General features: G+C 70.3%; 12 protein-coding genes. 9 read left to right on the top strand and 3 right to left on the bottom strand.

Annotation, left to right across the window (positions count from 1 at the left end; genetic code table 11):
- The 4 genes from G6018_RS02810 to G6018_RS02795 form a co-directional block, all read left to right on the top strand.
- Window positions 1-641 (top strand): NAD-dependent dehydratase (locus G6018_RS02810; RefSeq protein ID WP_182616548.1); only part of this gene is annotated, 641 nt, incomplete at its 5' end.
- Between the two features lie 91 nt (window positions 642-732).
- Entirely contained in the window at window positions 733-1,398 is a 666-nt protein-coding gene (locus tag G6018_RS02805; protein ID WP_241730559.1) for a TetR/AcrR family transcriptional regulator, read from the top strand.
- 128 nt (window positions 1,399-1,526) lie between these two features.
- Window positions 1,527-2,543, top strand: coding sequence for a diiron oxygenase (locus tag G6018_RS02800; RefSeq protein ID WP_182610508.1), 1,017 nt, complete (start codon window positions 1,527-1,529; stop codon window positions 2,541-2,543).
- Complete coding sequence (locus tag G6018_RS02795; RefSeq protein ID WP_179523819.1) at window positions 2,543-4,057, top strand: FAD-dependent oxidoreductase; 1,515 nt, start codon at window positions 2,543-2,545, stop codon at window positions 4,055-4,057. The genes G6018_RS02800 and G6018_RS02795 overlap by 1 nt, the downstream gene beginning before the upstream one ends.
- A gap of 13 nt (window positions 4,058-4,070) precedes the next feature.
- On the opposite strand, the gene G6018_RS02790 is transcribed toward G6018_RS02795, so the two are convergent.
- A complete protein-coding gene (locus G6018_RS02790; protein WP_182638659.1) occupies window positions 4,071-4,907 on the bottom strand; it encodes an SDR family NAD(P)-dependent oxidoreductase in 837 nt (278 codons plus the stop codon).
- 520 nt (window positions 4,908-5,427) lie between these two features.
- Here G6018_RS02790 and G6018_RS02785 point away from each other — a divergent pair.
- A complete protein-coding gene (locus G6018_RS02785; protein ID WP_347237776.1) occupies window positions 5,428-6,363 on the top strand; it encodes an alpha/beta fold hydrolase in 936 nt (311 codons plus the stop codon).
- Window positions 6,364-6,500: 137 nt separating this feature from the next.
- Window positions 6,501-7,703, top strand: a complete 1,203-nt coding sequence (locus G6018_RS02780) for a 12-oxophytodienoate reductase (protein WP_182638658.1) — start codon at window positions 6,501-6,503, stop codon at window positions 7,701-7,703.
- A 63-nt stretch (window positions 7,704-7,766) separates the two neighbouring features.
- On the opposite strand, the gene G6018_RS02775 is transcribed toward G6018_RS02780, so the two are convergent.
- Window positions 7,767-8,297 (bottom strand): helix-turn-helix domain-containing protein, encoded by a 531-nt coding sequence (locus G6018_RS02775; protein WP_182638657.1) that lies wholly within the window; start codon window positions 8,295-8,297, stop codon window positions 7,767-7,769.
- Window positions 8,298-8,376: 79 nt separating this feature from the next.
- Here G6018_RS02775 and G6018_RS02770 point away from each other — a divergent pair, with 79 nt between their 5' ends.
- Window positions 8,377-8,943 (top strand): dihydrofolate reductase family protein, encoded by a 567-nt coding sequence (locus G6018_RS02770; RefSeq protein WP_182638656.1) that lies wholly within the window; start codon window positions 8,377-8,379, stop codon window positions 8,941-8,943.
- Here the strand turns inward: G6018_RS02770 and G6018_RS02765 are convergent.
- On the bottom strand, window positions 8,940-9,587 hold the full coding sequence (locus G6018_RS02765) for a TetR/AcrR family transcriptional regulator (RefSeq protein WP_182638655.1): 648 nt from the start codon (window positions 9,585-9,587) through the stop codon (window positions 8,940-8,942). The genes G6018_RS02770 and G6018_RS02765 overlap by 4 nt on opposite strands.
- 80 nt (window positions 9,588-9,667) lie before the next feature.
- On the opposite strand from G6018_RS02765, the gene G6018_RS02760 reads away from it, so the two are divergent.
- Entirely contained in the window at window positions 9,668-10,276 is a 609-nt protein-coding gene (locus G6018_RS02760) for a GNAT family N-acetyltransferase (protein WP_182610502.1), read from the top strand.
- Window positions 10,269-10,859, top strand: a complete 591-nt coding sequence (locus G6018_RS02755; RefSeq protein WP_182616539.1) for a GNAT family N-acetyltransferase — start codon at window positions 10,269-10,271, stop codon at window positions 10,857-10,859. Before G6018_RS02760 ends, G6018_RS02755 begins: the two co-directional genes overlap by 8 nt.
- Window positions 10,860-11,151: the final 292 nt, after the last annotated feature.

The raw sequence follows: 11,151 nt of genomic DNA, 5'->3' as shown, positions 1-11,151 counted from the left end.
CGGGCGCGTCCGCGATGCGCGACGCGATGGCCGCAGCCGGCGTCCAGCGGTGCGTGTACGTCTCCGGGCTCGCCCCGTCCGGAGGCCCCGGGGAGCCTCTCTCCCGGCACATGTCCTCCCGACTCGAGGTCCAACACCTGCTCTCGGACGGACCCACGCCGGTGTTCACCCTGCGGGCCGGCATCGTCCTGGGCTCCGGTTCGGTGGGCTTCGAGATGATGCGCACCCTGTGTGAACGGTTGCCGGTCCAACCGGTCCCCCGCTGGATGCGCGGCGGCCGCGTGGAGCCGGTCGCCGAGCGTGACGTCGTCGAGGCCCTGTGTCACGCCCTCGAAGTGGCTCCCCGCACCGGGCACGGCGACCTCGGCTGCGGGGAGGCGCTGACCTACCCCGCGCTGCTGCGCAGGTTCTCCCGGGTCGCCGGGCTCCCGACACTCCGCGTCCCGGTCTTCGGGGTGCCGTGGGATCTGGTCGCGGCGGGATTGTCCCCGCTCATGGACGTGGACGCCGGTACCGTCGCCGGGCTGATCGAGAGTCTCCGCCACGAGATGGTGGCCGCCGGCCCGGCGACGGACCTGCTCCCCCCGGGGTGGGAGATGACCGGGATCGACGACGCCATCCGTCGCGCGCTCGGGGACTGACGGTGTGGTCCGGACGCGACGTCCCGGGTCCCGCCACACCGGGTCATTCCACACCCCGGCGCGAGCGCGCCCGGTGAGGGACAATCGACCGATGCCCGCGAATCTCCCGTTCACCGCCGCGACCTTCATCCGCGCCGCCCTGGACCGCCACGTGCCGAGCGGCACCACGGACGACATCGGGGAGAAGCTCCTCGACGCGGCGGTGCGGCAGTTCGAGCTCTTCGGCGTGACCCGGTCGACGATGGGGGACATCACGCAGCGGTCGGGCCTGTCCCGGATGACCCTCTACCGCCGGTTCGCCAACAAGCAGGAGCTCATCAACGCCGTCCTGCTCCGCGAGTCCGGACGCATCCTGGCCGGGCTGAAGCAGGAGATCGACCGGTACGACGACGTGGAGTCCAAGCTCACCGAAGGCTTCCTCTACACCGTCGAGACCCTGCGCGCCCACGGGCTGCTCAACCGGCTCCTCGAGAGTGAACCCGAGGTCGCCGTCCCGTATCTCACCGTCCGGGCCGAACCCCTGGTCAGCAGCAGTGCCGAGTTCCTCGCCTCGGAGATGGCCACCAGCCTCGACGACTCCCGGTCGCACGACGAACTGCTCGTGGCCGCCGAGGTGACCGTCCGTCTGGTGATCTCATTCGTCCTCACCCCCTCCACGACCATCGATCTGGACGACCCCGACGTGGCCCGGGAGTTCGCCAGGAGGCACCTGGGCCCACAACTCCGCGGTGGGCGGGGACATTCCGACGGTGCGTAGGCGGTAGGCGCCCGGGCGTTGACACGAGGGCCCGCGCTGCCTAGCCTCAGTTACAAAGAGACCTCAAATGTCACTCTGTACTCCGAGGCTCTCTCCGACCCACATCGTCGGAAACGAAAGGGATCGCCATGACCGCACCCACGCCCACCACCGCCCCCTCGAGCCCGACCCCGAGCAGCTCCCGCGAGGAGTATGACGCCGCCCTCCTCCGCCTGTCCGAGGCGTCGGTCCGACGCCACTTCGACGCGTTCGTCGACGTCCCCTGGGATCACCCCGACTTCCGTGTGGACCGCACCGACGAGCGCTGGGTCCTGCCCGCGGACGTGGATCCGCTGGGCGCCCACCCCTGGTACCAGGCGTTGCCCGTCGAGACCCAGATCGAGATCGGGCTGTGGCGCCAGGCCAACATCATGAAGGTCGGGCTGCAGTTCGAGAACATCCTGATCCGCGGGATCATGCAGTACATCTCGAACCTGGACAACGGGTCGGCCGAGTTCCGGTACCTCACCCACGAGGCGACCGAGGAGTGCCACCACACCCAGATGTTCCAGCAGGGCGTCAACATCATCGGTGCCGACGTACCCGGGTTGCCCCGCTGGATGCGCCGGGTCTCGCCGATCATCCCGTGGTTCGCCTCCCTCACACCGGTGGGCTTCTTCATCGGCGTCCTCGCCGGCGAGGAGCCGATCGACCACACGCAGAAGCAGATCCTGCGCGGCGCGGACGAGCTCCCGCCCGTCCTGAGCCGCATCATGGAGATCCACGTGGCCGAGGAGGCCCGGCACATCTCCTTCGCGCACACCTACGTGGCCCGCCACGCGCCCCGGATGAGCCGCGGTCAGATCTTCGCGGTCTCCCTGGCCTTCCCCGTGATCATGCGGGTGCTGTGCGACTCCATCCTCAAGCCGACCAAGGAATTCCGCGAGGAGTTCGGTGTCCCCCGCGAGGTCATCGACGAGCTGTACTGGGACAGCCCGAAGTCCCGCGAGTTCCTGTCCGACCTCTTCTCCGACGTGCGGATGCTCGCCGAGCAGTCCGGCCTGATGAACCCGCTCGCCCGGCGGGTCTGGCGGGCGCTGAAGATCGACGGCCGCGCCTCCCGCTACCGCAGCGAGCCGCCCGTCTCGTACTCCGCCGCCGTCTGATGCCCCACGTCGTCACGCAGGCCTGCTGCGCCGACGCGTCCTGCGTCCACGCGTGCCCGGTCAACTGCATCCACCCGACTCCGGACGAGCCGGACTTCGCCACCGCCGAGATGCTGTACATCGACCCGGACGTCTGCGTGGACTGTGGGGCGTGCGTGGGAGCGTGCCCGGTCGGGGCGATCGTCCCCGACGACCGCCTCGCCCCTGGCGAGCAGGTCTTCCTCGACCTCAACGCCGTGTTGAGCACGCCGTCTCGCCCGTACCCGCCCCAGGCGCCGGTCCCCCCGATCCGCCGTCTGGTGCGGGACCGCGGCCCCGCGGGGGAGCCACTGCGGGTGGCGATCGTCGGAGCCGGCCCCGCCGCTCTGTACACCGCCGACGAGCTGCTCAGGCAGCCGGGCGTCGAGGTGACCGTCTTCGATCGCCTGCCCGTCCCCCACGGCCTGGCCCGGCACGGCGTGGCCCCCGACCACCCGAGGACCCGGTCGGTCACCGACCTGTTCGCGCTCATCGAGGCCCAGGCCGGATTCACCTACCGGCTGGGGGTGGAGATCGGCCGGGATGTCACCGTGGACGAGCTCGCCGCCGCCCACGACGCCGTGGTCTACGCGACCGGGGCCAGCACCGACCGCCCCCTCGAGATCCCGGGCACCGGGCTCCCCGGGAGCATGTCCGCCACGGAGGTGGTGTCCTGGTACAACGGCCACCCCGACCACGTCGAGGCCCGGGTCCCGCTCGACCACGAGCGGGCCGTCATCGTGGGCAACGGCAACGTCGCCCTCGACGTCGCCCGGATCCTCGCCACCCCTGCGGAGTCCCTCGCCGCGACCGACATCTCCCCTGTCGCCCTGAAGGCCCTGCGGGACAGTCGCATCCGGGAGATCGTCGTGCTGGGTCGACGCGGGCCCGCCCAGGCCGCGTTCACCCTTCCCGAACTCGTCGGGCTGGCCTCGCGTGAGGACATCGACCTGCGCGTCGACGCCCCGGACGGGATCGATCCGGGGGCGGAGACCGATCCCCAGAGATCCCTCATGCTCGACTGCCTCGCGGAGGTGGCCGCCCGCGCGCCACGGACGGGCATGCCGCGGATCGTCCTGCGTTTCCAGACCGCACCCGTGGAGGTCGTCGGTGCGGAACGCGTCGAGGGACTGCGGATCGCGGGGACGGAGTTGACCGGCCTGGACGGCGACGTGCGCGCGGTCCCCCGCCCGGGAACCGAGGAGGTCCTGCCCGCGGGACTGGTCCTGCGTTCGGTCGGCTACCGCGGGGTACCCGTGCCGGGCGTGCCGTTCGACCCGGTCACCGCGACGATCCCCCACCGCGACAGCCGCGTCCTCGACCGCCCCGGCGGGTCCGAGGTCCCCGGCGCCTACGTGGTCGGGTGGATCAAACGGGGTCCCCGCGGGTTCATCGGGTCCAACAAGACCTGCGCCCGCGAGACGGTCGACGCGCTGCTCGCCGACGCCAACGCGGGGCTGCTCGGCCGCGCCGGGAGGTTCAGCCAGGCGCGGTGATGAGTCGACCCGTTCAGTAGAGGTAGTCCTCGCCGCTCGCCCGGACCGTGATATCGCTGATGCTGATGCCCCACGGCTGGTCGATCACGTGGACCACGGCGTCGGCGAGGTCCTCGGGGGTGATGAGCCAGTACTCCACCGAGTCGACGTCGGTCTGCTCCGCGGGCAGTTCACCGTTGATCATCGCCGAGAGGGTGGCGTTGAAGGACTCCGCACGCTGACCGACTATCCCGTTGATCGCCTCACCGTTGACGATCCAGCTGGCGAGGTTGGTGCCGGCGACGCCGGTCGGCTTGACCGTGGTGACCTTGATCTTGCCCTTGGTCTCCATCCGCAGGGAGTCCGAGAGGGTGGTGACGGCGGCCTTGGTCGCGCTGTAGACGCCGGAGCCGGCGATCCCCGCATTGCCGTAGATCGAGGAGATGTTGACGACCTGTCCGCGCCCCTGCTCGATCATCTGGTCGTAGACGGCGGAGATGCCGTTGACGACTCCCTTGATGTTGATGTCGATGGCCTTGAGCCACCTGGGCAGCGCCTTCTCGTGATCGGCGAAGTAGGCCAGCGGCATGACCCCGGCGTTGTTGACCAGGACATCGATGGCGCCGAACGTCTCCACCGCGGCCTCGGCGGCCGCCCTGACCTGCTCGGTATCGGTGACGTCGGCGACCCGGGCGAGCGCCGAACCCCCGGCGGCGGTGATTCCGTCGACCACGGCGGCGAGACCGTCGGCGTCGATGTCGACGCCGACCACGTGCGCGCCGCCCGCGGCGCATTTCTCAGCGATCAGCTTGCCGAACCCACCCCCGGCCCCGGTGACGATGACGACCTTGCCGCTGAGATGCCCGGACACAGATGACCTCCAGAGAATGGTGCGGCGCGGAGGCGGCCGCATCATCGGGAGCCTAACGGCCGGAGCTCTCGGCGGGTTCTCCTCCTTCCGGCGAGCGAGTGCACGTCTCGACGGCCAGGACGCTCGTGCCGACGACCGGGGCGAGCCGATCGCCGGGCCCGGGGATTGCTCGATCGTCAGCGTGTCCCGCGCATCCACCTCGATCGCCCGCGAGGATCGATTCTGTGGCGGACATGTGCGGCCTCTCTCGAAGCAAGATCGAACGATGTCGCGCGGGGTGCGCGAACCGGATCACCGTAGGTCCGCGGTGTAAGCACCGGATCGACGCACTGTGACGGCCCGGTTACGGCCACTGCTGGTTACGGCCACTGACGATGTACCGGGGCGGCCGTCGACCAGTCGAACTCGCCGGGACTCTCACTGGTCCGGCGCCAAAATGCGTGACATCCGACCAGCGGGCTGGACGCTCATTAGGCTGACGCAGGTGAAGCGGACGACTCCGACCCGGTCCACCGTTGCTGTGGCGGCATCCCTGATCGCGGCCATGACGATCGGCGGCTGCGCCCCAGATGACGATGTCGCTGCCCAGGGCGATGCGGCGTCCCAGGGCGACGTCGCCGAGCGGGACGAACACCACTACGAGCGGATCACCTACCCCACCCGTGGGGAATCGGACCCGACCCAGAACTGGGGAGACCTCTACCTGCCGGCCGGAACGCACGCCGAAGATTCGGTGCCGCTGGTCGTCCTCATCCACGGCGGTTCGTGGGCGTCCCAACTCGGCGCCGAGGTCATGAACTCCTTCGCCGACGATCTCGTCGACCGCGGGATGGCCGTGTACAACGTGGAGTACCGGCGCGTCGGCTCCGGCGGTGGATGGCCCGTTACTTTCAGCGACATCGCCGACGCCCTCGATCACGTGGTCCGCCTCGACGAGCAGTACCCCGAGCTCACCACCGACGACGAGCTCGTCGTCGGCCACAGTGCCGGTGCCCAGCTGGCCATGTGGTCCGGCACCCGCCACTCCCTGGACGACGACGAGGTCGGGAGCGACCCCGCGTTCCGGCCGACCCGCGTCATCTCCCTGGCCGGGCCCCTGGACATGATCTACGCCGCCACCCACGGTGACGATCGAATCGTCACCGTCCTCGGCGGCACCCCTGCCGAGGTCCCCGATCGCTATACCTCCGTCGACCCCATCCAGAACATCGACCCGCGCATCCCGGTGGTGGCCGTGCACGGCACCGACGACACGATGGTCTCCCCCGAGAACTCCATCCGCTATATCAACGCCGTGACACAGCAGAACGGGATCGGGTCCCTCGTGCTGGCCGACGGCGAGGACCACGTCTCGCTGGTCAGCGCTGATTCCGCGCACTACCAGCGCATTCTCGACATCATCTCCGAGACCTCGGACAAGACCATCGACGAGTTGGAACAACAGCACTCCGGATAGTCGCCTCACGCACCCGGCGGTCCGCACGGTTCATCCCCGAACGACCGGTCCGGGTACTATTGACAGTTGTCAAGTGATGGCGTCGCCGGCCCGGGCCCGGCGGGTCGCCCTCACCGGAGAAGAAGAGGTCCCACGAGATGTCGTCATCGGTCACCACCACGCGCGAGGCACTGTTCCGACCCCTGCAGGTCAGGTCCATGCAGCTGGCCAACCGCCTGGTCATGTCGCCCATGACGCGGATGGGTTGCCCGGACGCCCTGCCCGACGAGGTGAACCGCGACTACTACGCCTCCCGCGCTGCCGGCGGGACCGCGCTGATCGTCACAGAGGGGATCGGCGTGGACCACCCGACCTCGGTGGATCACGGCTGGATCCCCCGCCTCGACGGGCCTGCGTCCGTGGCCGCCTGGCGGCAGGTCACCGACGCGGTCCACTCCGCCGGGGGCCGCATCCTGACGCAGCTGTGGCACGTCGGCCCGCTCTGGGGCGCCAACGCCCGTTTCGACCGGGCCAACCGGGACAGGCTCATGGAGAGGCACCCGATGCGGCCGTCCGGGCGATGGGGCACCCCGGGCGTCACCACCTATTCCGAGCGGAGCGTCGCCCGGTGGTCACCGGAGGTCGCACCGATGACCGAGGGCGACATCGCCGGGGTGATCGACGCGTTCTCCCGCTCCGCCCGGTTGGCGATGGAGGCCGGATTCGACGGCGTGACCCTCCACGGCGGGCACGGGTACCTCCTCGACTCCTTCGTCTGGTCCGACACCAACCGGCGGACCGACACCTGGGGCGGCGACCTGGCCGCGCGCAGCCGGTTCCCCGCCGCGGTGGTCGCCGGGGTCCGCGAGGCGATCGGGCCCGACGCCCCGCTGTTCTACCGCTTCTCCCAGCACACCCAGCAGGATTACACCGCCCGCAAGGCCACCACGCCCGACGAGCTGGGCGTGTACCTCGGCGCCCTCGCCGACGCGGGGGTGGACCTGCTCGACGCCTCCACCAGGCGGTTCAACGACCCGGCATTCCCGGACCTGGAGGGCGACGACGGCGAGGTGTCCCTGGCCGGATGGGCCCGCCGACTGACCGGGCTGCCCTCGGGCGCGGTCGGCGGGGTGGGGATCGGGGCCTCGCTCCGCGAACAGAAGTCCGGGGCGCCCGCCCACACCGCGGACAACATCGATGCCGTGGTGGACTGCCTCGAGGCCGGAGAGTTCGACCTCATCTCGGTGGGCCGGCTGCACCTGGCGGATCCGGCGATCGCCACTGTCCTGCGCACCGGTGGCCCGTTGCCCGAGTTCGTCCGCGAGGTCCACGAGATGCCGCTGCGCAGCCCCGAGGGCTGACACGCGCCGAGACCACGTGGGGCCATTCGACCGCGGGGCCGCGCCGTTCGTCCGGTACCGGACCTACTCCGGATCGCTCTCGCCGGCCACCTGTTCGTAGGCGGCGGTCAGACCGGCAAGGACGCCGTCCCCGACCGGTGGCTCACCGGCGAGGTGGGTCGCCCGCAGCTCGTCCATGAACTGATCCCACAGGCGCGGTCCGCCCTCCGCGAGCAGACTGGCCCTGACCGAGAGTTCGGGACTCGTCGGGAGCCAGCGGGTTCCCCACGCGCCGAGCTGCGCGAACACGGGGACGAGTTGGATCGACGCCTCGGTCAACCGGTACTCCACCCGCTGACGGTGACGGGGATCGTCGTGACGGGTGAGCATCCCGGCGCCCACCAGCTTGGCAAGCCGGGAGGCGAGAATGTTGGAGGCGATCCCTTCCATCGACTGCCCCAACAGCTCTCGGAACCGCCGACGGTCCCCGAACATGATGTCCCGGAGAACGACCAGGCTCCAGCGATCACCGAGCAGCTCGGCGGTCATGTTGATCGGGCAGCCCGACTTACCCGGAGGCACGGGGAGCACACGCGGCCCTTCCGCTTGCGACATGCAATCAGTATAGTCGCCCGGGAAAGCGATTGCGTTTTACAATCGGTCGTGCAGGGCGCAGACGACCCCGGAGGTCACCATGGGCACACTGATCTATTCGATGATCACCTCTCTCGACGGATACGTCGCGGATCGGGAGGGAAACTTCGACTGGGCGGTCCCCGACGAGGAGGTATTGGAGACCGTCAACCGAGACACCGTCGGGGTCTCCACCTTTCTTTACGGCCGCACGATGTACGAGACGATGAGGGTCTGGGAGACGGATCCCGGCATCGCCGGCCAGTCCCCCCGGTCAGCCGATTTCGCACGCCTCTGGACGCGGGCGGACAAGGTCGTGTACTCCACCACGCTGCCGGAGGTCGACACCACGCGGACCCGGCTCGAGCGGCAGTTCGACCCCGACGAGGTCCGCGAACTGAAGGCCCGGGCGGAAGGCGACCTGACGGTCGACGGACCCACGCTCGCCGCCCACGCACTGCGGCACCGCCTGGTCGACGAGGTCCGGGTGCTCCTATGCCCCGTCGCGGTGGGCGGGGGCCGACCGATGTTCCCCGACAGCCCGCTCGACCTACGACTTCGCGATCTGCGACGGTTCGGCAACGGGATGGTGCAGCTGTACTACGACGTGGGCACGGCCACGAATTAGGAGCCGCCCAGCCGCTCGATCCCGTCGTGCATCAGCTCCACGGCGGTGCCAAAGACGACGCCGGGCTCGATCCCGCGATAGTCGTCCAGGAGCGCGGTGGTGAGCGGGTAGTCCCCGGCGGGCAGCCCCTCGATCTCCGCCGCGGTGACGTCGTCCACGGGAGAGACCAACCCGAGGGCCTCCGCCGTGGCCAGCCCGAGGACGGTCGCGTACCAGCCCACCGTCACCGTCACCACCTGAGGCCGGGGGACCCCCGCACCCAGCATCGCCGCGTGCACCACCTCGGTCGTGGCGTAATCGGCCGACCCGGTGTGGGTGAACCGCTGGAGCAACGGGAACGTCCGGGGATACGCCCTGGCCAGGGCGCGGTACTGCTCAGCCAGGTGACGCAGTGTCGGTCGCCAGGGCGCCCCGGGTGGGGCGGGCCGCACCTGACCGTCGAGCCACGACGCCATGGCCCGGGCCAGCCCCTGCTTGGACCCGAAGTGATAGGCCACCGACATCGCGTCGCACCCCGCCGCGCGCCCCACACTGCGCATGCTGAACGATTCCTGCCCGCTCTCCTCCAGCACGCCGACAGCCGCCTCGACGATCAAGGCGGGGGACAACCCCCTGGGCCCTCGTCCGACGCGGCGCTCGACCATCAGTCCCCCCACTTTCGGGCCGACAAGCCCGAGACACTATTTCTACATTGTAGAATAGGGCGCGATCGAGGGAGGAAGACATGGTGGAAGTCAGACCGGCGGCGGCCTCCGATGCACAGACCATCGGGGAGATGCTCGGGGAGGCGTTCGGCGCTGATCCGGCGTGGGCGCAGTTCTTCCCCGACGAGGCCTCACGGTCCGCACGCCTGACCGCGCACTATCGACGCCACGTGCGTCGGCACCCGGACCGGGTCGACGTGGCCGTGGAGGACGGGCAGACGTTGGGGGCGTTGCTCTGGGAGCCTCCGCACCGCGAGGCGGGGCGCTGGTCACGATGGGGCGAGAGAGGCACAGCGGTTCTCCGACTGCTGATCTCGCCCACCGCGCGCCGCGGCATGGCACACACCCGCGCGGTCGAGGCACACCGGCCGTCGGAGCCGCACTGGTACTTCCACGACATCGCCACCGGACCCAAGGCTCGCGGGAAGGGGATCGGGTCGGCCCTCCTGCGCCACCGCCTGGACATCATCGACCAGGGCGGGCCGGAGCCGGTGTTCCTCGAGGCGACCACCGCGGGCAGCCGCCGCCTGTACGAGCGATTCGGTTTCCTCCCCGTCGGCACGGTGCCCACGGGGCCCGGACAGGAATCCACCGCAATGATCCGACCCGCAGGAGCCCAGAATGACTGACCCCCGCCTCGCCTCGCCGGACGATCTCGCCCCCGCCGCCGAGACCCTGGCCCAGGCGTTCGCGCACTACCCCTGGACCCGTCACGTCATCCCCGAGGAGGGGTACGCCGAGCGCCTGCTCACCCTGCAGCAGCTCTATCTGGCGCACGCCTATCGGCACGGGGTCGTCGCGGTCACCGAGGACCGTGACGGCGTGATCGCGCTCCTGCCCCCGGACGCCCCGGACGCCGACGACGACGCCGTCGAGCAGATCGTGGCCCTGCACGGCGACCGCATCGGGAGGCTGGCCGACGGATCGCCGCCGCACGACGGGTGGACCCTGGAGACCCTCGGGGTGCGCCCCGCCGCGCAGGGCAGGCGTCTCGGTAGCTCCCTGCTCGTGTTTGCTCTGGCCGAGGCGGGACGTCGAGGCGCCCGCGCCGTGCGGTTGGAGACCTCGGATGAGCGGAACGTGCGGCTGTACGAGCGGCACGGGTTTCACGTCACCGGACGCCGCGACCATCCGGACGGGCCGCCCGTCTGGGACATGCAGTTCGACGAGATGGAGGTCGACGACATGGGGGCCCACACCCGCACCACCTGACCGCTCACTCTCCGCTGCCGAGGAGGTTGGCGGGTAGGCCACCGGGAGACCGAGGAGCCGACGACGGGGAGGCGGAGCCGCGAGGGCGTGGTGATCACGCGGTGACGTAGGTTCTACGTCGTGACCGGCTACTGCGACCCGATGGCGCAGTGGCGCGCGGTCGCGGTGGTGCTCGCGTCCGTGCTCACCGCCACGGTCGCGCACACTGCTGCCGGGGGCTGGGTGCCCGGTCCGGGCGGATGGGCCGTCGTGCTCCTGTGTCTGCTCCCGGTCGCCGCGCTCGCCCGCGGCC

Origin of the sequence: Dietzia sp. DQ11-44, from assembly GCF_014145205.1 — a bacterium.
Classification (GTDB): Bacteria; Actinomycetota; Actinomycetes; order Mycobacteriales; family Mycobacteriaceae; genus Dietzia; species Dietzia natronolimnaea.
Note: the sequence above shows the minus strand (reverse complement) of the source record. Positions and strands in the feature narration are given on the sequence as shown.